We start from the raw sequence: 22,964 nt of genomic DNA, 5'->3' as shown, positions 1-22,964 counted from the left end.
CCCTCCCCGACGCCGCCACACTCGTCACCGCCCGCGCCCGCCTCATGCAAACCGCCACCCCCGGCGGCACCATGATCGCCATCCAGGCAAGCGAACACGACGTCACCCCACTCCTCGACGGCCTTCACGACAAGGCAGCAATCGCCGCCCTCAACTCCCCCACCTCCACCGTCATCTCCGGCGACGACAACACCGTCACCGCCATCGCCCAACGCCTGGCCGAACAAGGACGGAAAACCACCCGCCTCACCGTCAGCCACGCCTTCCACTCCCCCCACATGGACAGCGCACTCGAAGAGTTCCACGACATCGCCGCCACCCTCACCTACCACCAGCCCTCCATCCCCATCGTCTCCACCCTCACCGGACAACCCGCCGACGACCGGCTCCTCACCCCCGACTACTGGGCCGACCAACTCCGCGGAACCGTCCGCTTCACCGACACCCTCCACACACTTCATGGTCAGGGCGCCACGACCTACTTGGAGATCGGCCCCGACGCCGTCCTCACCGGCCTTGCCCGCGACACCCTCGACGATCCCGAGATCACGAGCGTCCCGTCCCTGCGCCGCGGTCGCGACGAGCCCAGGGCGCTGCTCACCGCGCTGGCGACCGCGTACGTGCGAGGCGCCGACGTCGACTGGACGACCCTGTACCGGGGTGCGGGCGCGCGGCGCGTCGATCTGCCCACGTACGCCTTCCAGCGCAAGCGGTACTGGCTGGACAGCGCGGCTCGCGCGCCCAGGGCCCGGGCGGTGCGGCCCGACGAGGTACGGGACCCGGGCATCGACGAGACCGTGGTCGAAACCGTCGGCCAGTCGGTCGCGGACCCGCGTGGCGCATGGCGGGCGCGCCTCGGGGAGCTCTCGGGGCCGGCCCGTCGGCAGGCCGTGGCCGAGCTGGTCGACGCGCACATCACCGCCGTACTGGAGTACGGGCCGGGAGAGCGGATCGAGCGGCACACGGCGTTCCAGAAGCTCGGGTTCAGCTCCCTCATGGCCACCGAGCTGCGGTCCGCGCTCGCGGCCGCGACCGGGCTGCGGCTGCCGACCGGGCTGCTCTTCGACCACCCGACGCCCGAGGCGCTCACCCGGTTCGTGGAGAGCGAGCTGCTCGGCGCGGGCGTGGTCGGCGACGACACGGCCACGACGGCCGACGGTGGCGATCCCATCGCGGTCATCTCCATGGCCTGCCGCTTCCCCGGCGGTGTGGCCTCCCCTGAGTCCCTGTGGCGCCTGGTGTCCGAGGGAGGCGATGCCGTCTCCGCGTTCCCGACGAACCGTGGCTGGGCCGAGGACCTGTACGACCCGGACTCCGAGCGTCAGGGCAAGAGCTCGGTCCGGTACGGCGGATTCCTGCACGACGCGGGCGAGTTCGACCCGGCGTTCTTCGGGATCTCGCCGCGTGAGGCCCTCGCCATGGACCCCCAGCAGCGGCTGCTCCTGGAGACGTCGTGGGAGGCTGTCGAACGGGCCCGGCTTCTGCCCGAGTCGCTGCGTGGCACGCGTACCGGAGTCTTCGTCGGTGCCACCGCCCTGGAGTACGGGCCCCGGATGCAGGACGCGCCCGCGTCCGTGCAGGGCAACGTGCTCACCGGCTCCACCACGAGCGTGCTGTCGGGGCGGATCGCGTACCAGCTGGGGCTGCTCGGGCCGGCGGTGACCGCCGACACGGCCTGCTCGTCGTCCCTGGTGGCCCTGCATCTGGCGATCCGCTCGCTGCGCAGCGGCGAGACGAACCTCGCCCTGGCCGGAGGCGTCACCGTGATGTCGTCGCCCGGCATGTTCGTGGAGTTCTCGCGTCAGCGCGGTCTCGCCCCGGACGGCCGCTGCAAGTCCTTCGCGGCCGGCGCGGACGGTACGGGCTGGTCCGAGGGCGTCGGACTGCTGCTCCTGGAGCGCCTGTCGGACGCCCGCCGCAACGGGCACACCGTCCTGGCCGTACTGCGCGGCTCGGCGATCAACCAGGACGGCGCCAGCAACGGCCTGACCGCGCCGAGCGGTCTCGCCCAGCAGAGCGTCATCCGCCAGGCGCTGGCAGACGCGGGCCTCGCCCCGACCGACGTCGACGCCGTGGAGGCGCACGGCACGGGCACCCGGCTCGGCGACCCGATCGAGGCCGAGGCGCTGATGGCGACGTACGGCGCGGGACGTGGGGGCGGGGATCCCGTCTATCTGGGATCGCTGAAGTCCAACATCGGGCACGCGCAGGCGGCCGCGGGTGTCGGTGGGGTCATCAAGATGATCGAGGCCATGCGGCACGGCGTCCTGCCGAGGACGCTCCACGTCGACGAGCCGACGCCGATGGTCGACTGGTCGGCGGGGGCGCTCGAACTCCTCACCGAGGCGCGGCAGTGGCCGGACGTGGACCGGCCGCGGCGCGCGGCCGTGTCCTCGTTCGGCATCAGCGGCACCAATGCCCATGTCGTCGTCGAGTACGACCCGACCACCGCCTCCCGGGTCGAACCGGCGGCCGCATCCGGAGCGCCAGAGTCTGGTGCCGCGGTGCCGGAGTCCGCTGACGCGGTGCCGGAGTCCGATGCCGACGCGTCGGCATCGCGCGCCGGGCAGAGCGACACCGCCGGCACGGCGCCCGTTCTCCCCGCGCCCTGGATCCTGTCCGGTCGGGACGGACAGGCGTTGCGCGCACAGGCGGCGCGACTGCGGGACCACCTCCGTACCGGGAAGGCGGACCCCGACGCCGTGGGGCGGTCCCTGGCGGTGACGCGGACGGTCTTCGAGGAGCGGGCCGCTGTCCTCGGCCGAGGTGTCGGGGACCGTCTCGACGCCCTGGAAGCGCTCGCGGACGCCCGGGACCACCAGCAGGTGATCACCGGGAGCGCGGCGAACAGGGGGCGTACGGCGTTCCTCTTCACCGGCCAGGGGTCCCAGCGGCTGGGCATGGGCCGGGAACTCTACGGCGCCTCGCCCGTGTTCGCCGCCGCGCTGGACGCGGCATGCGACGCCTTCACGCCGCATCTCGAACACCCGCTCAAGAGCGTTCTGTTCGCCGAGCCGGACACCGCGCGAGCCGGCCTCGTCCATCAGACCGCCTACACGCAGCCCGCCCTCTTCGCCGTCGAAACGGCCCTGTACCGCTTCCTGGCCCACCACGGACTCGCCCCTGACGTCCTGGCCGGCCACTCCATCGGCGAACTCACCGCCGCTCATGTGGCGGGAGTGCTCAGTCTTCCCGACGCGGCCACCCTCGTCTCCGCCCGCGCCCGCCTCATGCAGGCGGCCACACCCGGCGGCGCCATGATCGCGGTCCAGGCGGCCGAGGACGACGTCACCCCGCTCCTCGACGGCCTTCACGACAAGGCCGCGATCGCCGCCCTCAACTCCCCCACCTCCACAGTGATTTCCGGCGACGCCGACGCCGTCACGGCCATCGCCCGGCAGCTGGCCGAGCAAGGCCGGAAGACCACCCGCCTCACCGTCAGCCACGCCTTCCACTCCCCCCACATGGACGGGATCCTCGACGGCTTCCGCGAGGTCGCCGCCTCGCTCACGTACCGGCCACCGACCATCCCCGTCGTCTCGACGGCCACCGGCGAGCTCGCCACGACCGGCCAGCTCACCTCCCCCGACTACTGGACCCACCACATCCGCACCACCGTCCGCTTCACCGATGCCCTCCGCACGCTCGACAGCCAGGGCGTCACCACGTACGTCGAGGTCGGCCCCGACGCCGTCCTCACCTCGCTCACCCACCAGACGCTCGACGGAGCCACCGCGGTGGCGCTCATGCGCTCCGGCCGGCCGGAGGCGGAGACCGTGGCCGAGGGGGTCGCCCGCGCGCACACGGCGGGTGCGCCCCTGGACGCGGCGACGTTCTTCCCCGGCGAGGACCTCGTCGACCTGCCGACGTACGCGTTCGGCCGCGAGCACTTCTGGCTCGCCCCGCTTCCGCAGACCGACGCGCGCAGCCTGGGCCTCGACGCCGCCGGTCATCCCCTGCTCGCCACCGCCGTCGACCTCGCGGAACGCCAGGACACCGTGCTCGCGGGCCGTCTGTCGCTGCACGGTCAGCCGTGGCTGGCCGACCACACCATCGGCGACTCCGTCCTGCTTCCTGCGACGGCGTTCCTCGAACTGGCCGCCGCTGCCGGCGAGCACCTGGGGCTGCCCCGGGTGGAGGATCTCACCCTGGAGGCGCCCCTCGTCCTCACCCGGGGCGAGGCGGTCCGCGTCCAGGTGACCGTCGGCGCGGCCGAGGACCGCGGTATGCGTCCCGTCACCGTTCACGCGGGCCCCGAGGGCGACGGCGAGGGCACGCGCGCGTGGACGAGGCACGCCGTCGGCTCGCTCGCCCCGGCCGCGCCGGACGCCGACGCTTCCGCGCACCCGGCCGAGTGGCCGCCCGCCGGGGCGACCGCCGTGCCGATCGAGGACGTGTACGAGCGGCTGGCCTCGCTCGGCTACGGCTACGGGCCCGCCTTCCAGGGCCTGACCGCGCTCTGGCGCGGCGCGGACGACCATCTGTACGCCGAGGTGTCGCTGCCCGCCGGGGCGGAGGCCGCGGCCGGCTTCGGTCTGCATCCGGCCCTGCTCGACGCGGCTCTGCACCCCCTGGTCCTGGACGCCGCGCCCGAAGGCGACGGCGACGGCGACGGGACCATCCGGCTGCCCTTCTCCCTCTCGGGCGTCACCCTGCACGCTGCGGGGGCCGCCGAACTGCGCGTCGGGATCCACCCGCACGCGCCGGGCTCCGGCACCTACGGCCTGACGCTCGCGGACGCCGCCGGAGCGCCGGTCGCCGAGGTCGAGTCGCTGGCCCTGCGCCCGGTGGAGAGGGAGAAGCTGGCGACCGCGACGCGGACGGAAGGCGGCGCTCTGTACGAGCTGCGCTGGCCCGTGCTCGCCGTCTCGGGACCGGGCACGGAGGTCGTCCGGGCCGAGGCGGGCGAGAGTCTCGCCGACGTGGAGCCGGCCGACCTGATCGTCGTACGCTGCCCGGCGCCCCCTTCCGGGGGCGGCCCCCACACGGCGGACGTACGGCACACGGCAGGTGCACGGCACACGGCAGGCGCGCGTGTTCTGCGCCTGGTGCAGGAGTTCCTGTCCGACGAGCGGTTCGCGGAGGCGCGGCTGGCCGTGGTCACCTCCCAGGCCGTTGCCGCGCTGCCCGGCAAGGACGTCGCCGACCCCGAGTCCGCCCTCGTCTGGGGTCTGATCCGGTCGGTGCAGTCCGAGCACCCCGACCGCCTTGTACTCGTCGACGGGGAGAGCGGCACCGAAGTCGACGAGCTGCTCTCCGCCGCACTCGCCGCCGACGAGCCTCAACTGGCCGTACGTGATGGCAACTTGTTGATCCCCCGGCTCGCGCCGGTCGGCGGCCGGGCTCCGGGGCGGGCGCCGGCCGCGCTCGACCCGGAGGGTACGGTCCTCGTCACCGGCGGCACCGGCGGGCTGGGCGCACTGCTCGCCCGTCACCTGGTGGCCGAACACGGCGTACGCCACCTGCTCCTGACGAGCCGTCGGGGAGCCGGTGCGCCGGGGGCGGCCGAACTGGCGGACCGGCTCGCCGAGGGCGGTGCCACGGTACGGATCGAGGCCGCCGACGTCTCCGACCGGGCGGCTGTGGCCGCCCTCCTCGACGGAGTCGACGCGGCCCATCCGCTGACCGCCGTCGTCCACACCGCGGGTGTCCTCGACGACGCGACCGCGCTGTCGCTGACCGCGGACCGGCTGGAGGGCGTCCTGCGGCCGAAGGCCGACGCCGCGCGTCACCTGCACGAACTCACCCAGGGGCTCGACCTGCGGGCGTTCGTGCTCTTCTCCTCGGTCTCCGGCCTCATCGGCACCGCCGGGCAGGCCAACTACGCCGCCGCCAACGCCTATCTGGACGCCCTCGCCCAGCACCGTCACGCACACGGCCTGCCGGCGACGTCACTGGCCTGGGGTCTGTGGGACGCGAGCCACGGCATGGGCGCGTCCCTCACCGAAGCCGATGTGGCCCGCTGGGAACGCGCCGGCCTGCCGCCTCTCACCCCCGAGCAGGGCCTGGCCCTGTTCGACGCGGCGCTGGGGCGCCCGGAGCCGCTGCTCGCCCCCTTGGTCCTGCGGCCCGCGCGCCTCACCGGCGGGCCGGTGCCGGCGCTCCTGCGTGGCCTGGTTCCCACGCGTGCCCGCAGGACCGCCGGCAGCGCGAAGGCCGTGACCGACCAGTCGGCCTGGGTGCGCCAGATCTCCGCGCTGGACGCCGACAAGCGGAAGGAGGCCGTTCTCGACCTCGTGCGCGGCAAGGTCGCCGCCGTGCTCGGCCACGCGGGAGCCGGATCCGTCGCCCCCGACCGGGCCTTCAACGACATCGGCTTCGACTCGATGGCCGCCGTCGAACTCCGTAACCGGCTGAACACGGCCACGGGCCTGCGCCTGCCGTCCACGCTCGTCTTCGACCACCCCGCGCCCAGCGCGCTCGCATCGTACCTGCTCAGCCGTGTCGTGGCCGAGAAGGCGCCGGCCGCCGCACCGGCCAGGACCGCGGGCCGGGCGGACGAGCCGATCGCGATCGTGGGCATGGCGTGCCGCTATCCCGGCGGGGTGTCCTCGCCGGAGGACCTGTGGCGCCTCGTCTCCGAGGGCGTCGACGCGGTCGGCGAGTTCCCGACGAACCGGGGCTGGGACGTGGAGGGCCTGTACGACCCCGATCCGGAGCAGGCCGGCACGAGCTACACCCGTCACGGCGGATTCCTGTACGACGCCGGGCTGTTCGACGCCGGGTTCTTCGGCATGTCGCCGCGTGAGGCCACCGCCACCGACCCCCAGCAGCGGCTGCTCCTGGAGACGACCTGGGAGGCCTTCGAGAGCGCGGGCATCGACCCGGGAAGCGTCCGCGGCAGCTCCACGGGGGTCTTCACGGGTGCGATGTACGACGACTATCCGGTGCGTGCCAACGCGGCGCCGGGCGAGTTCGAGGGCTTCCTCCTGGCGGGGAACCTCTCCAGTGTGCTGTCGGGCCGGGTCGCGTACACCTACGGTCTGGAGGGCCCCGCCGTCACGGTCGACACCGCGTGCTCGTCGTCCCTGGTCGCGCTGCACCTGGCCGCGAACGCGCTGCGTTCCGGTGAGTGCGATCTGGCTCTGGCCGGCGGTGTGACGGTGATGGCGCAGCCGACGACGTTCGTGGAGTTCTCGCGCCAGCGCGGTCTCTCGGCGGACGGGCGGTGCAAGGCCTTCGCCGCTTCGGCCGACGGCACCGGCTGGTCCGAAGGCGTCGGCGTCCTGCTCGTGGAGCGGCTGTCCGACGCCCGCCGCAAGGGCCACCAGGTGCTGGCCGTCGTACGGGGTACGGCGATCAACCAGGACGGCGCGAGCAACGGCCTGACCGCGCCCAACGGCCCTTCGCAGGAGCGGGTGATACGTCAGGCCCTGGCCAACGCCGGGCTCGGTCCGGCCGAGGTGGACGCGGTCGAGGCCCATGGCACGGGCACCACGCTGGGCGACCCCATCGAGGCGCAGGCGCTGCTCAACACCTACGGGCAGGAGCGCGCGGGCGACGACCGTCCTCTCTGGCTGGGCTCCCTGAAGTCCAACATCGGTCACGCCCAGGCCGCGGCCGGAGTCGGCGGGATCATCAAGATGATCGAGGCGATGCGGCACGAGGTGCTGCCCCGCACCCTGCACGTGGACGAGCCGTCGCGGCACATCGACTGGGAGTCGGGTTCGGTGGAACTGCTCACCGAAGCCCGCCCCTGGCCTCAGGCCGGCCGGCCTCGCCGGGCCGGTGTCTCGTCCTTCGGGATCAGCGGCACCAACGCCCACGTGATCATCGAGCAGGCCCCCGCGACGCCGACGGCGCCGCCCGGGAGCGCACGTGTCTCCGCAGCGGGCGTGGACACCGACGCCGTGGACACCCATGTCGTGGACACCGACGGCGTGGACACCCATGACGTGGGCGACGTCGTGGATGCCCCTCACGTGCACACCGACAGCGTGGTGCCGTGGATCCTGACGGCTCGCGGCGAGGACGCGCTGAAGGCCCAGGCACGCCGACTGCACGGCCACCTGATCCGGCATCCCGAACTCGGCCCCGCCGACGTCGCGTTCTCGCTCACCGGCACCCGGGCCGCCATGGGGCTCGGTGCCGCGGTCGTCGGCTCCGGGCGCGAGGCGCTCCTCGAAGGGCTCGACGTCCTCGCCGAGGGCGGGTCCTCGCCCCGTATCGTGCGGGGCCGCGCGGCCGACGAGGGCAAGACGGCGTTCCTCTTCACCGGGCAGGGCAGCCAACGCCTGTCCATGGGGCGTGAGTTGTACGCTTCGTCGCCGGTGTTCGCCGCCGCTCTCGACGACGTGGCCGCGCACCTGGATGCCGAACTGATGCGCCCGGTCAAGGAGGTGCTGTTCGCCCGCGAGAACACGGCGAACGCCGCGCTCATCGATCAGACCGCCTTCACGCAGGCGGCGCTGTTCGCCGTCGAGGTGGCGCTGTTCCGCTGGTTCGAGCACCACGGAGTGCGCCCCGACTACCTCCTCGGCCACTCGATCGGCGAGGTGACGGCGGCGCACGTCGCCGGCGTCCTGGACCTGGCCGACGCGGCCGTACTGGTCGCCGAGCGGGGACGTCTGATGCAGTCCGCCCCCGAGGGCGGCGCGATGGCCGCGATCGAGGCGCGTGAGGAGGACGTACGCGAAGCCCTGCTCGCCCGCCCGGACGGCAGCGCCGGTACCGTCGACATCGCGGGCGTCAACGGGCCCCGGGCCGTCGTCGTGTCCGGCGACGCCGCGGCGGTCGAGGAACAGCTGGCCCTCTGGCGCGACAGGGGCGTACGGACCAGGCGGCTGACCGTCAGCCACGCCTTCCACTCCGCCCACATGGACGGCGTGCTGGAAGAGTTCCGGGAGATCGCCGCCGGGCTGACGTTCCACCCGCCGCGGATCCCCGTCGTCTCCAACGTGACCGGCGCATTGGCCACGGACGAGGAGCTGACCTCGCCCGACTACTGGGCCCGGCACATCCGCCGGGCCGTGCGCTTCCACGACGGCGTACGGCACCTCGCCGCGCAGGGTGTCACCCGGTTCGTCGAGCTCGGCCCCGACGGCGTCCTGACCTCTCTCGTCCGGAACACGCTGGCGGACGAGGAAGGCGAGGCGGGCGAGGCCGCCGTCGTGGTGCCGGCGCTGCGCAAGGGCCGGCCCGAGACCGAGACCGTCACCGGCGCGCTCGCCCGGCTCCACCTCGCCGGCGCCCGGCCGGACTGGGGGGCCGCCCTGCCCTCCGCGCGGCGCGTGCCGCTGCCCACGTACGCCTTCCAGCACCGGCGCTACTGGCTCGACACACCGGCCTCCGCGTCGGACGCCGACGGGCTGGGGCTGAGCACGGTGCGGCACCCGCTCCTGGGCGCCGCCGTCACCATGGCCGGCCGCGACGAGACGGTACTCACGGGACGTCTGTCCCTGCGTACGCATCCGTGGCTCGCCGACCACGCCGTCGCCGAAACGGTGCTCGTGCCCGCGACCGGACTCCTCGAACTGTGCACCCGGGCAGGCGAACAGACCGGTTGCGCCGTTCTGGAGGAGCTGACGCTCACCGCACCCCTGACGCTGCCCCGGACGGGAGCCGTACAGCTGCAGGTGATCGCCGCCGAACCCGGCCCCACCGGACGGCGCGCCGTCGAGGTCCACTCCCGCGTCGACGACGGTGACTGGCTGCTCAACGCCCACGGCACCATGGCCCCGGAAGCGGACCAAGCCACCGCAGGCGGTGACGCGGACGCGGGGCTGGCGATCTGGCCGCCGACGGACGCGACGGAGGTCGGTCTCGACGGCGTGTACGAGCGGCTGGCGGCCCGGGAGTACGCCTACGGACCGGCGTTCCAGGGGCTGCGCCGGGTGTGGCGCGGTCAGGGCGAACTCTTCGCCGAGGTGGCGCTGCCCGACGGCATGGCCGATCAGGCGGGCCGGTTCCTCCTCCACCCGGCGTTGCTGGACGCGGCGCTGCACCCGTTGCTGCCGGGCGTCGTCGACGACGAGGCCGGGGCCGTCCTCCCGTTCTCCTGGTCGGACGTACGGCTGCACGCCGTGGGCGCGTCGGTCCTGCGTGTGCGCATCGCGCGCTCCGACGACGAGCCTGACGTGGTGTCACTGACGGTGGCGGACCAGCAGGGCGCACCGGTCATGTCGGTGGAGTCCCTGGCGCTGCGACCGCTGTCGCGGGAGGCGCTGCGGGCGGCCGGCCCGGGCCGTGACGGCCTGCTCTCCGTCACCTGGGCCGGGATCCCGTCCCAGGACATCGCCCCGGACACGGCCCCGGAGGACCTCTCGGGGTGGGCCGCCTGGGGAACGTGGCCCGCCGGGCCGGTCCAGGCGTACGCCGATCTGGACGGGCTTGCCCGCGCCGCCGCGCGGACCGTGGTCTGGTCGCTGAGCGCCGAACCGGGGCAGGCCCACGGTGAGGCCATCGCCGCACTGGCCAGGGTCGAGCTGTGCCGGGTGCTGGAGCGCGTACAGCAGTTCCTGGCCGACGACCGCTTGGCCTCCTCGCGGCTGGTCGTCGTCACGCGCGGTGCCGTGGCGGCCGGAGAGGGCGACGGGGTGCCGGATCTGGTGCACGCGGCGCTCTGGGGTCTGCTGCGCGTGGCGCAGACCGAGAACCCGGGGCGGATCGTCCTGGTCGACACCGACCTCGCCCCCGAAGACCCGGCGCAGGCCCGGCTGGTGTCCCGGGCGGTCGGGACGGGGGAGCACCAGGCCGCTCTGCGCGCCGGGCGGATCCTCACGCCGCTCCTGACGCGTGTTCCCGCCCCCGAAGGGGCCGGGGCCGTGGCGGAGGAAGGGCCTGGGCGCTGGGACGACGGCACCGTGCTGATCACCGGCGCGACCGGCACCCTCGGCCGGATCCTGGCCCGGCACCTGGTCACCGAGCACGGGGCCCGCACCCTGCTGCTGCTCAGCCGGCGCGGGGAGCAGGCCCCGGGGGCCGCCGAGCTCCGCGGTGAGCTGGAGGAACTGGGCGCCACGGTCACCTTCGCGGCATGCGACGCGGCCGACCGCCAGGCACTGGCCCGGACGCTGGCGACCCTCGGCACACCCCTACGGGCCGTCGTCCACACGGCGGGCGTGCTCGACGACACCGTCATCGGCAGGCTCACCCCCGAGCGGCTCGACGCCGTCGTCCGCCCGAAGATCGACGCCGCGTGGAACCTCCATGAGCTCACCCGTGGCACCGATCTGACCGCGTTCGTCATGTACTCATCGATCGCCGGGCTGATCGGCAACGCCGGGCAGGCCAACTACGCCGCGGGCAACACGTTCCTCGACGCACTCGCCGCGCACCGCCAGGCCGAGGGACTGCCCGGCACGTCCCTCGCCTGGGGGCTGTGGGAGGAGTCGAGCACCATCAGTGGGGCGCTCGACGACAACGACCTGCGCCGCCTCGCCGGCCTGGGCCTCACCCCGCTGCCCACCGATCACGCCATGACCCTGTTCGACGCGGCCATGGCCGCCGGCCGGCCGCTGCTCGCCGTCACCGGAGTCGACGCCACGGCACTGCGCCGCAAGGCCGACCAGGCCCACCCGCTGCTCCGCGGCCTGGCACCCACCCCCCGGCGGCGCAGGACCGCCGGTACCGCGCAGCAGACGACCGACCTGCCGCAGCGCCTCGCCACTCTCGACCCCGCCGCACGCGAACAGGCGCTCGCCGACCTGATCCACACCCACATCGCCGACGTCCTGGGCCACGACGCCCGGACCACCATCGATCCCGAAAAGTCCTTCCAGGACCTCGGCTTCGACTCGCTGACCGCGGTCGAGCTCCGTAACAAGCTCAACACCGCCACCGGTCTGCGCCTGCCCACCACGCTCGTCTTCGACCACCCCAACCCCCAGGCCCTCGCCCGCCACCTGACCACCCTGGTCAGCCCCCGGCCGGAACCCGGCACGACGTCCACGACACCCGCGCTGGAACCCCTTCTCACGACCCTCGGCGACACCAGGGCGCTCATCGACGCCCTCGCCGCCGACAGCCCGGCCCGCGCCACCATCGCGGAACACCTCAAACAGCTCCTCCACGCGACGGAACACCACACCGCCCCCGAAACCCACCACCTGACGGACCTCGACGACGCCACGGACGAGGAACTCTTCGCGCTCCTCGACCGACCCGAATAACGACCGCAAAGCAGGCGCAGCACTGCAAGGGTGGTCACCCGAGGCATCACACCGCCTCGGGTGACCACCCTTTCCCGTGACCTCATGGTGGTGACGCGCATGCAGACGCCCTGAACTATGGTGTCCCACCACATACGCCGGTGACCTGCGTGTTTCTACGGTGTGGCAACACGAAAACGTCCCCGTTCATCGCCTGGAAGTGGTGCACATGGCCTCCCCCGCGTCGGCTCCACCGGCCGAGTCGAATCTCAAGCGCATCGTCGCCGCGAGTCTCATCGGCACCACCATCGAGTGGTACGACTTCTTCCTCTACGGCTCCGCCGCCGCGCTGGTCTTCAACAAGCTCTTCTTCCCCGAGTCCGACCCGCTCGTCGGCACCCTTCTCTCCTTCCTCACCTACGCCGTCGGGTTCGCCGCGCGGCCCCTCGGCGCCCTCGTGTTCGGGCACTACGGCGACCGGCTCGGGCGGAAGAAGCTGCTCGTCCTCAGCCTGCTGCTGATGGGTGGGGCGACCTTCGCGATCGGTCTGCTGCCGACGCACGCGACCGTCGGGTCGGCCGCTCCCGTGCTGCTCACCGTGCTGCGGCTGGTGCAGGGCTTCGCGCTGGGTGGTGAGTGGGGCGGGGCCGTGCTCCTCGTCTCGGAGCACGGGGACGCGCGACGGCGCGGGTTCTGGGCCTCGTGGCCGCAGACCGGGGCGCCCGCCGGGCAGTTGCTCGCGACCGGTGTGCTGTCCGCGCTGACCGCGCTGCTCTCCGACTCCGCGTTCCTGGCATGGGGCTGGCGCATACCGTTCCTGCTCTCGGGTGTGCTGGTGATCGTGGGTCTGTGGATCCGGCTCTCCGTCGACGAGTCGCCCGTCTTCAAGGCCGCGCTGGCCGCCGCCGAGGAGCGCAAGGCGGCCGCCGCCCAGGTCGAGAAGATGCCGCTGGTCGCCGTGTTGAAGCACCACTGGCGGGACGTGCTGATCGCGATGGGCGCCCGCATGGCCGAGAACATCTCGTACTACGTGATCACGGCGTTCATCCTCGTCTACGCGACGACCCAGGTCGGCCTCTCCAAGCAGACCGCGCTCAACGCCGTCCTCATCGCCTCCGCCGTCCACTTCGCCGTGATCCCCGCCTGGGGCGCGCTCTCGGACCGGATCGGCCGCCGGCCGGTCTATCTGATCGGAGCGGTCGGAGTCGGTGCCTGGATGTTCCCGTTCTTCCTGCTCATCGACTCCGGCACCTTCGGTGCGCTGCTCCTCGCCGTCACCGTCGGCCTGGTCCTGCACGGGGCGATGTACGCGCCGCAGGCCGCGTTCTTCTCCGAGATGTTCGCGACCCGGATGCGTTACTCGGGCGCCTCCATCGGCGCGCAGTTCTCCTCGGTCGCCGCCGGTGCCCCCGCACCGCTGATCGCGACCGCGCTGCTCTCCGACTACGGCTCCTCCACCCCGATCTCCCTCTACGTGATCGCCGCCGCGCTTCTCACGGTCGTCGCGATCGCGTGCGCCCGCGAGACCCGCAACCGGGATCTGTCGGAGGTCGAGGACTCCGCCCAGGCTCCGGCACCCGTGCGCGCCGACGCCTGATCCCCGCACCGCACCACACGTCGAAGGCGCCGGTCCCGGAAGGGGCCGGCGCCTTCGACGTGTTCAGCGGGCGACCGCCGCCGACATCGCGTGGAGCCGCAGGGCCAGCTGGATCTCCAGGGCGCGGGCCGGGGACTGCCAGTCGGGGCCGAGCAGGCGGCCGATCCGCTCGATGCGCTGCGCCACGGTGTTCACATGGACATGCAGGTCGTCCTTCGTACGCGCCGGGCTCATGCCGCTCGCGAAGTACGCGTCCATGGTGCGCACCAGATCCGTACCCCGGCGCCCGTCGTACGCGACGACCTGGCCGATCGTGCGGTCGACGAAGCCCTCGATGTCCCGGGTGTCGGCGAGGAGCAGGCCGAGGAATCCCAGGTCATCCGCCGCCGCGCCCTCGCCCGAGCGGTGCAGCAGGCGCAGGGCGTCCAGGCAACGGCGGGCCTCCTGGTACGCGGTGGCGACCTGGCCGGGCTGGGCGAGCGGCGAGGCCACGGGGGCGGAGGCGCCCACGGTGACGGGCTCGCGCAGCGCGCCGCCGAGGTGCTTGGCGGTCTGGCGGGCCAGCTCGGCGGCGTCCTCGCCGGGGCCGAGGGGCAGCAGCAGGACCGTTCCGCCGTCGCGGGCGGAGGCCAGGCCCTGCCGGGTGGCGGCCAGGTGCGAGGCCGCCGACCAGAGGCGTTGCCGGTCGGCGCTCTCCCGCACGCCGGCGTGGTCCGTCTCTCCTCCCGTTCCGCCGCGGTCCATCCGGGCGGCGAGGACGACATGGGGCGCGTCGACGTCGGTACGGAGTCGGGCGGCGCGCTCGCGCAGCAGCCCGCGGTCGCGGTCGGGGGCGTCGAGGAGGTCGTCGAGCAGCTCGCCCCGTACCCGCTGTTCGGCCTCGCCGGCCGAGCGGCGGGCGAGCAGCAGGAGCGAGGTCACCAGGGCGGCGCGCTCCAGGGTGCGCTGGTCGACGGGGTCGAGATCGGGCTGCCCGTGCAGGACGAGGGCGCCGAAGGATTCGCCGCCGGCCGAGACGGCCACCACCCAGCGGTCTCCCTCACGCAGGGCGTGGCCGTCGGCGAACCTGCCCGGGTCGAGACCGGTGTCGGTGAACTCGACTCTCCCTCCGAGGACTTCGGAGACGGCCTCCGCCACGTCGTGGACGCCTCCGCCGTGCAGCACCAGTTCGGTGAGCCGGTCGTGGACGCCGGAGGCCCGCTCGATGACGCCGCTGTGCTCCCGGATGATGTCGTTGGCCCGCTCCAGCTCGGCCAGCGCCGAGCGTGTCTCGGCGAGCAGGTTCGCGGTGTCGATGGCGACGGCCGCGTGCGCGGCGAGGGAGGCGAGCAGCGCGACCTGTTCCCGCTCGAAGACCCGGGCTCGCCGGTCCGCGGCGAACAGGACGCCGATCACCTGGCTGCCGAGGCTGAGCGGCACGCCGAGGATGGCGACGAGGCCCTCGTCGCGCACGGCGGAGTCGATGGTGGCGGTGTGCTGGAAGCGGGGGTCGTCGAAGTAGTTCTCGGTGACGTACGGCCGGGCGGTCTGGGCGACGAGACCGCCGAGCCCCTCGCCCATGCCGAGCCGGACCTGCTGGAAGCGCGCCGAGACCGAGCCCTCGGTGACGCGCATGTACGTGTCCCCCGCGCTCGGGTCGTTGAGGCTGAGGTAGGCGACCTCGGTGCCGAGGAGGGAGCGGGCGCGCTGGACGATGGCCCGGAGCACCGCGTCGAGGTCGCGCAGTCCCGCGAGGTCGTGGGCGGTCTCGAAGAGGGCGGAGAGCTCCGCCTCGCGGCGCCGCCGCCCCTCCAGCTCGGCGCGGACGCGCAGGGCGTGCTGCTTGGCCCGCTCCAGTTCGGCCAACGCCTCCGGGCCCGCGCCGCTCGCACGGGCGAGCAGCACGGGCCGGTCGTACGCCTCCACCGCGGCGCCTCGTGCGAGGAGCTCCAGGTAGGAGACCTGTTCTTGGGACATGGACACAGGGATACCTGCCGAACGGGTGGGAGCACCACCCCTGTGGAAAACCGTCAGTGCGCGGTCCAGCCGCCGTCGAGGGCCAGGGAGGTGCCGGTGATGAAGGAGGCCTGCGCGGTGCAGAGGTAGAGCACCGCCTCCGCGACCTCCTCCGGCTCGATCAGCCGCTTGACCGCGGAGTCCTTGAGGAGGACCTCGGCCAGGACCCGCTCCGCGGGGATGCCGTGAGCGGTGGCCTGGTCGGTGATCTGGCGCTCGACGAGAGGCGTACGCACATAGCCGGGGTTGACGCAGTTGGAGGTGACCCCGTGCGGGGCGCCTTCGAGGGCGGCGGTCTTGGAGAGCCCTTCGAGGCCGTGCTTGGCGGCCACGTACGCGGACTTGAAGGCGGAGGCGCGCAGTCCGTGGACGGAGGAGAGGTTGACGATCCGGCCCCAGCCCTGGGCGTACATGTGCGGCAGGGCGCCCTTGATCAGCCGGAAGGGCGCCTCCAGCATCACGGTGAGGACGGTGTGGAAGACGTCCGGCGGGAACTCCTCGATGGGGCGGACGAGCTGGATCCCGGCGTTGTTGACGAGGATGTCGGTGCCGGCCGCCGCCTGCTCGGCGGCGTCGAGGTCCGTCAGGTCCAGGGTCTGCGGCTCGACGGCGCCCGGCAGTCCGTCGGCCGCCGCGGCGAGCGCCTCCAGGCCTTCGACGGCCCGGTCGACGGCTCTGACCCGGGCGCCCGCCGCGGCGAGCCGGAGCGCGCAGGCACGGCCGATGCCTCCGGCGGCGCCGGTGACGAGCGCCGTGCGGCCGGCGAGGTCGAGCAGCACGGAGCCGGGCGCGGGGACCGCTGCGGGGCCCTGCGCGGGAGCCTGGACGGGTGGTGCCGGTACCTGTGCCGGTACGGGCCCTGATGTGGTGGGGGCGCTCATGCTCCGCACCTTATGAAGCGCCTCACCCTCAACCGATGTGTTCCGAACCCACACTTCAGCTGCTGGGCATGGGGTCGAACCATGTGGGTTCGTCGAGGAGTGCCTGTTCGATCCGGAAGTGCGCGAACCGCTTCATCTGGGGCAGGTCGTCCACGTCGAACCAGGCGACCTCGGTCGACTCCTCGTCGTTGACCCGGGCCTCGCCGCCGACCGCGCGGCAGCGGAAGGAGACGTCCATGAACTGGCACCGGTCGCCGTTGGGGTAGACGACGGGCTTGCGCAGCGTCTGGACGATCAGGACGCGCTCGACCTCGCAGCGCACGCCCGTCTCCTCGTAGACCTCGCGTACCGCGCAGGCGGCCGGCTGCTCCCCGGGTTCGACGATTCCGCCGATGATCGACCAGAAGCCGTTGTCGGCGCGTCTGCCGAGCAGCACCCGGCCCCGGTCGTCGAAGACGACGGCGCTCGCGCCCGGGAGGAAGAGCAGCCGGTGGCCGATGTAGACCCGGAGTTCGCGGATGAAGTCAGGAGTACCCATGCCTCGACCCTATGTCCCGGTGGATCAAGCTCCGACGGTCGCCGGAATCGGGCCGTCGCGGTTCCGAGGGCGCCGGGCTCAGGCGTCGCGGCTCCGGCGGGCGCGGACCGCACGCAGCAGCGACCAGCCCAGCCCGGCGGCCGCCACGGCCACCAGGAGCGCCTCGGGCAGCGTGCCCATCCGCGTGGCGGGGGTCAGGGAGGAGCGCAGCGGCACCTCCTCGACGAGGACGTCCGGGGTGAACATCCGCGTCTGCTCCACGATCCGGCCGTCCGGGGCGATGATCGCGCTGACCCCGCTGGTCACCGGTACGACGACGGAGCGGCTGTGCTCGACCGCGCGGACCCGCGACATCGCGAGCTGCTGGTACGTCATCTCGCTGCGGCCGAAGGTGGCGTTGTTGCTGGGGACGGAGATCAGCTGGGCGCCGTGGGTGACGGTGTCGCGCACGGCCCAGTCGAAGGCCGCCTCGTAGCAGGTGGCGAGGCCGACCTTCGTACCCGCGAGGTCGAAGACGCCGATCTTGTCGCCGGGGCCGAAGTCGCGGCTGACACGGTCCACGTTGCTGTTGAAGATGCGTACGAAGGACCGCATCGGGATGTACTCGCCGAACGGCTGGACGTGTCGCTTGTCGTAGGTCGTGACGGGGCCCTTCTGCGGGTCCCACTCGATGAGGGTGTTGCGCAGCTTGCCCGTCGGAGGAGCGACGACGGCGCCGATCACGGTCGGCACGCCGATCTTCTTCACCGCCCGGTCGATGGCGTCCGCGGCGTCGGGATTCGCGTACGGGTCGATGTCCGAGGAGTTCTCCGGCCACAGGACGAAGTCCGGCTGCGGCTCCTTCTTCTGCTCGACCGCCTCGGCCAGCTCCTCCGTACGGGCGACGTGGTTGTCGAGGACCGCCCGCCGCTGCGCGTTGAAGTCGAGGCCGAGACGCGGGACGTTCCCCTGGACGGCGGCGACGGTCGCCGTGCCGTCCTCGGCGGAGTCGTCGACGAGCGGCAGGGCGGCGAAGGCGCCGGTGACCGGGACGAGGACGGCGAGGGCCGCCGCGGCGAGCGGGCCGCGGGGGACGGTGCCGGTCGCGCGGTATGCGCGGACCAGGCGGATCACCTCGTACAGCCCGAAGCCGCAGAGGGCGACGGCGAAGCCGAGCACCGGGGTGCCGCCGACCGCGGCGAGGGGCAGGAAGACGCCGTCGGCCTGGCCGAAGGCGATCTTGCCCCAGGGGAAGCCGCCGAACGGGACACGCGCGCGTGCCGCCTCGGCGAGGATCCACACCGCCGCGGCGAACACCGGCCACGCGGGCAGCCGGGAGACGGCCGCGATCCCGAGTCCGGCCGCGGCGATGAACAGCGCCTCGACGGCCGACAGCGCGATCCACGGGAACCGGCCGACCTCGGCTCCGGTCCAGATCAGCAGCGGCAGCAGGAAGCCGAGTCCGGCGAGGTAGCCGAGGCCGAAGCCGGCGCGCGCCCGGCGGTCGCGCAGGACCCAGCCGAGAAGGGCGAAGCCCGGGAGCGCGAGCCACCACAGCGGGCGGGGCGGGAAGCTCAGGAAGAGCAGGACTCCGGCCAGCACGGCGGCGCCGGGCCGCACCAGGCGTCGCAGCCGGGCGGGGCCGTGCTCGGGGGTGGCGGCGGGCCCGGAGGCGTCGACGGGCGTCATGGTGGTGCTCACCTTGCGGAGTCTACGGCGCGCGCCCACGCCCCCAGCATGCCGGGCGCAGGCCCGGGCGGCGCGGCCCGTACGGCGGGGCGGGGCGGCCGTGGGGCTCCTTTTCCCGTCGCGCCCGTACCTGCGGCCCTCACGCGTTCTTCACTCCTGCCGCATCGTTTCTGCGCAGGTGCTCCCCAAATCGCCGCCCCGCCGTTAGCGTGTCCGCCAGACGGAGCGGGGGTCCAGGGGGATGGCGGCAACTGCGGCTCAGGTGGCCGTCGTGCGCGAGCGCGGCCGCGCCGCGGACGTGGCCGGGGCGCTGGTCCTCGGCGCCTGCGTGCTCTGGTCGCTCGTCAGCGCCACGGGGCGGGACGCGCGCCCCGAGGGCGTGCTGCTCGCCGTCCTGGCGCTCAGCGCCGGGTACGCCTGCGGGCGGATCTCCGGCACGCTGCTTCCGGTGTCCGCCGCCGCGGTGGCGTCCCTCGCCGCCCTCGGCCTCGCTTTGGCCTCCGGGCCCGGTGTCCCCGGTGCCACGCCGTTCGGCTCCGTACGCCCCGGAGACACCGGAGCGACCGTGGCCCTGCTCGTGCTCGCCGCCGGAGCGGCCTGCTGTGCGGCCTCGGCGGCGAGGCCGGGCTCCGGCCGGCTCGCGCTCCGGGCGCTCGCCCTGGCCGTGGCGGGGGCGGCGCTGGTGCTGGGCTCGGTGGCCGGTTTCGTGGCCGCGATCGGCGTACTGCTCTGCTCGCTCGCGGCGGTACGGATGCGGCGCCGGCTCCTGGGGCTCGCAGGGCTCGCCCTGGCGACCGGACTGGTCGCCGGCGCCACATGGGCCGTGGCGGAGGAGAGGCTGCCCGAGGGACTCGCGGTCTCGCTGGAGGGGCAGCTGACCCCGCACCGGGTCCTGCTGTGGCAGGACGCGGTCGCGCTCACGAAGGAGAACCCGGTGCTGGGGGTCGGCCCCGACCGGTTCGGCGCGCTGAGCCCCACGGCACGGGAGACGTACTCCTCCGACGGCAAGCCCCACTCGGCCGTGCTCCAGCAGGCGGCCGAGCAGGGGGTGCCGGGGGTGGTCCTGCTGGGGGCGGCGTACGGCTGGCTGCTCTGGGGCCTGTGGTCCTCGCCCCGCACGACGGCGGTCGTTCTCACGGCGGGTGCCGGTCTGGCCGCGCTCGCCGCGGTGGCCACGGTCGGCAACGCGCTGAGCTTCACCCCGGTGACGGCAGGCGCGGGGCTCCTCGCGGGTCTCGCGGCGGCCCGCGGCGCCCCGGCCCAGGCTCCTGCGGAGGCGGACCCGGCGGAAGCGGATCTGGCGGACTGGAGGGACTGACCCGAACGGGACGGACCGGGGGGCCGACCTGGACGGGGCGGACCGGGGACCGACGTCCGGGGGCGGGTCGGCCTCAGGCGCTCGTCGGCTCGGTCGGTGTCCCGGGGTGGAGGAGCCGGTCACGGATGACCCGTACGCCGGACTCGGCGTCGTCGACGGTCACCGTGAACGTACGGCCGTCCGCCATCCGGAGGATCAGGGCCTCGCCTCGGCGGACGATGACCCCCTTGCCCTTGTCGGGCCGCCAGCGGTACCCCCAGCCGCCCCACTCGTGCGGGGTGACCCTCGGGATGTAGTCGGCGCCGACCACCTGGGCGAGGAGGATGCGACAGCGCGGTACGCCGATGTGGCCGCAGCGGACCTCCATGGCCTCGTCGTCCACCTTCACCTCGACATGGACGAAGGCGAGCGTGCCGAAGAGCACGAGCAGCCCCGCCGCCACACAGCCGATCACGGCCATGAGCAGGGCGGCGATGCCGGAGGTCCACGCCGAGTCGACCGCGATGGTGATGCCCAGGGCCATGCAGGCGGCGCCTGCGACGGCCGCGACCCATTGCATGCGGTTGGTGGCGCGGCCGATCCACACCTTCTGAACCGGGGCGCCCGTGGCCGGGCGCCGACGGTGTCGCTGATGCCGTGGATGTCGGGAATCGTCCCTCATGCGTCGCAGCCTACTCACCATCCGCTCGTACGGCGCCTCTTCGGCGCCGTCCCGGGCGCCGTCAGCGGGCGGCGGCCGCGGCCCGGAGGAGGCGCCCTTCGGCGTACTCCAGAGCGGCGGTCGTCAGTTCCCCGGTCCGGCCGCTGAGCAGGACCGTCAGGCCGCCGGACGGGGCCGCATCGGGCTTGGGCTCCGCGCCGATCCGACGCAGCGCCTGTGCTGCGACTGCCCCGGCGGAGCCGTGGAAAACCACCGGCGGCAGGCCGGCGGACTGCACGGCCGCGCGGATCTGCTCTCCGACGAGTTCGTAGTGGGTGCAGCCGAGGACCAGGGCGCGCACATCGCGCGGGGTGAGCTCCGCGGCGGCCTCCACGGCCCGCCGCACGGCGTCCGCGTCCGCGTGCTCCACCGCGTCGGCGAGGCCGGGGCAGGGCACCTCGGTGACCTCGGCGCCGTCGGCGAAGTCGCGGATCAGTCCGCGCTGGTACGGACTCCCGGTGGTGGCCGGGGTCGCCCAGATGGCGACCTTGCCGCCGCCCGAGGCGGCGGGCTTGATCGCGGGCACGGTACCGATGACCGGCACACGGGGCTCCAGCGCCGCGCGCAGGGCGGGGAGGGCGTGCACGGTGGCGGTGTTGCAGCCGACGATCAGCGCGTCGGGCTCCAGGGCGGCGGCCGCGCGGGCGACGGCGAGGGCACGCTCGGTGAGGTCCTCGGGGGTACGGGGACCCCAGGGCATCCCGTCGGGGTCGCTGGAGAGGACCAGATCCGCGTCCGGCCGCAGTCGGCGAACCGCGGCCGCTGCCGGGAGCAGGCCGATTCCGGAGTCCATGAGCGCGATCTTCACCCGGTCACCCTAGCCGACCACCCTTGCGTCTCCGCCGATCTGGGGCAGACTGCGGCGAATGAGCGCCATTGCCTGGATCGCCATGGGTTCGCTGGCCGCCTGGGGGTGGCTGCTGCTGGGTCAGGGGTTCTTCTGGCGTACCGACCAGCGCCTGCCGTCACCGCCCCGCCACGCGCGCGTGGAGCCGGAGGCGTGGCCCCGGGTCGCCGTCGTCGTACCGGCGCGGGACGAGGCGGAGGTGCTGCCGCTGAGTCTGCCGTCGCTCCTCTCCCAGGACTATCCGGGCGAGGCGGAGATCCTGCTCGTGGACGACGGCAGCACGGACGGCACGGGGAAGCTGGCCGAGGAGCTGGCCCAGCGGTACGGCGGGCTGCCGCTGACGGTCACCTCCCCGGGCGAGCCGGAGCCGGGCTGGACGGGCAAGCTGTGGGCCCTGCACCACGGGATCGACCTGGCCCGCACCCGCGGCCCGGCAGCCGCCGCACCGGGGACCCCGGGGCCGGAGTACGACGGCGGTCCCCGCACGGAGGAGCTAAGCACCCCTGCGGCCGACAGCCCGGAAGGCCGTCGCCCGGCCGGGCCGTGCCGGCCGGAGTTCCTGCTCCTGACGGACGCGGACATCGCTCACGAGCCGGACAGTCTGCGCCGATTGGTGGAGGCCGCGCTCGCGTGCGAGCTGGATCTGGTGTCCCAGATGGCCAGGCTGCGGGTCGCGAGCGTCTGGGAGCGGCTCGTCGTACCCGCCTTCGTCTACTTCTTCGCCCAGCTCTATCCGTTCCGCTGGATCAACCGCCGCCGCCGTCCGCGCGCGACCGCCGCGGCCGGAGGCTGTGTGCTTCTGCGCACCGGGACGGCCGAGCGGGCGCGGGTGCCCGAGTCGATCCGGCAGGCCGTGATCGACGACGTGTCCCTGGCTCGTGCAGTGCGGCGGGCAGGCGGACGGATCTGGCTGGGGCTCGCCGAGCGGGTGGACTCCGTCCGCCCCTACCCGCACCTCTCCGACCTGTGGCGGATGGTCTCGCGCAGCGCGTACGCCCAGCTCCGGCACAACCCGCTCGTGCTCGCCGGAACGGTCGTCGGGCTCACCGTCGTCTACCTGGTCCCCCCGGTCGCCCTGGCGGTCGGGCTGTTCGGCGGGGACGCGGCCGCGGGCTGGGCGGGCGGGATCGCGTGGGCGGTGATGGCGGGGACGTACCTGCCCATGCTCCGCTACTACCGGCAGCCCCTCTGGCTCGCGCCCACGCTCCCCCTCACCGCCCTGCTCTACCTCTTCATGACCGTGGATTCGGCGGTGCAGCACTACCGGGGCCGGGGCGCCGCCTGGAAGGGACGGACCTATGCCCGCCCCGAGGCGGCACCCGACCGCTGAC

General features: G+C 73.7%; 10 protein-coding genes. 4 read left to right on the top strand and 6 right to left on the bottom strand.

What is annotated here, in order from left to right:
• Both ACFVGW_RS21395 and ACFVGW_RS21390 read left to right on the top strand, forming a co-directional pair.
• On the top strand, positions 1 to 12,110 hold a 12,110-nt coding region (locus ACFVGW_RS21395; protein WP_385853116.1), incomplete at its 5' end, for an SDR family NAD(P)-dependent oxidoreductase.
• A 208-nt stretch (positions 12,111 to 12,318) separates the two neighbouring features.
• Positions 12,319 to 13,686, top strand: coding sequence for an MFS transporter (locus tag ACFVGW_RS21390; protein WP_385853115.1), 1,368 nt, complete (start codon positions 12,319 to 12,321; stop codon positions 13,684 to 13,686).
• 63 nt (positions 13,687 to 13,749) lie between these two features.
• Here ACFVGW_RS21390 and ACFVGW_RS21385 read toward each other — a convergent pair whose 3' ends face one another.
• From ACFVGW_RS21385 to lnt, 4 genes are all read right to left on the bottom strand, one after another.
• Positions 13,750 to 15,642: a helix-turn-helix domain-containing protein gene (locus ACFVGW_RS21385; RefSeq protein WP_385853114.1), complete on the bottom strand. Its 1,893-nt coding sequence runs from the start codon at positions 15,640 to 15,642 to the stop codon at positions 13,750 to 13,752.
• A gap of 53 nt (positions 15,643 to 15,695) precedes the next feature.
• Positions 15,696 to 16,562, bottom strand: a complete 867-nt coding sequence (locus tag ACFVGW_RS21380; protein ID WP_352187545.1) for a 3-hydroxybutyrate dehydrogenase — start codon at positions 16,560 to 16,562, stop codon at positions 15,696 to 15,698.
• A gap of 55 nt (positions 16,563 to 16,617) precedes the next feature.
• Positions 16,618 to 17,100, bottom strand: coding sequence for an NUDIX domain-containing protein (locus ACFVGW_RS21375; RefSeq protein ID WP_385853113.1), 483 nt, complete (start codon positions 17,098 to 17,100; stop codon positions 16,618 to 16,620).
• A 78-nt stretch (positions 17,101 to 17,178) separates the two neighbouring features.
• The gene (lnt, locus tag ACFVGW_RS21370) at positions 17,179 to 18,780 is read right to left on the bottom strand and encodes an apolipoprotein N-acyltransferase (protein WP_385853112.1); all 1,602 of its coding nucleotides are present in this window, start codon (positions 18,778 to 18,780) and stop codon (positions 17,179 to 17,181) included.
• Between the two features lie 229 nt (positions 18,781 to 19,009).
• On the opposite strand from lnt, the gene ACFVGW_RS21365 reads away from it, so the two are divergent.
• The gene (locus tag ACFVGW_RS21365; protein ID WP_385853111.1) at positions 19,010 to 20,086 is read left to right on the top strand and encodes an O-antigen ligase family protein; all 1,077 of its coding nucleotides are present in this window, start codon (positions 19,010 to 19,012) and stop codon (positions 20,084 to 20,086) included.
• Between the two features lie 73 nt (positions 20,087 to 20,159).
• On the opposite strand, the gene ACFVGW_RS21360 is transcribed toward ACFVGW_RS21365, so the two are convergent.
• Positions 20,160 to 20,747 carry a hypothetical protein gene (locus ACFVGW_RS21360; protein ID WP_385853110.1) on the bottom strand — a complete coding sequence of 196 codons (588 nt, stop codon included), beginning with the start codon at positions 20,745 to 20,747 and terminating at the stop codon, positions 20,160 to 20,162.
• Between the two features lie 61 nt (positions 20,748 to 20,808).
• Positions 20,809 to 21,594, bottom strand: coding sequence for a glutamate racemase (locus tag ACFVGW_RS21355; protein ID WP_385853109.1), 786 nt, complete (start codon positions 21,592 to 21,594; stop codon positions 20,809 to 20,811).
• Positions 21,595 to 21,652: 58 nt separating this feature from the next.
• On the opposite strand from ACFVGW_RS21355, the gene ACFVGW_RS21350 reads away from it, so the two are divergent.
• The gene (locus ACFVGW_RS21350) at positions 21,653 to 22,963 is read left to right on the top strand and encodes a glycosyltransferase (RefSeq protein WP_385853108.1); all 1,311 of its coding nucleotides are present in this window, start codon (positions 21,653 to 21,655) and stop codon (positions 22,961 to 22,963) included.
• The last annotated feature ends 1 nt before the right edge of the window (position 22,964 follow it).

The organism is Streptomyces sp. NPDC127129 (genome assembly GCF_042671585.1).
Taxonomy (GTDB): Bacteria; Actinomycetota; Actinomycetes; order Streptomycetales; family Streptomycetaceae; genus Streptomyces.
The sequence above is the reverse complement of the archived record's forward strand: the minus strand, read 5'-3'. Positions and strand labels throughout refer to the sequence as shown.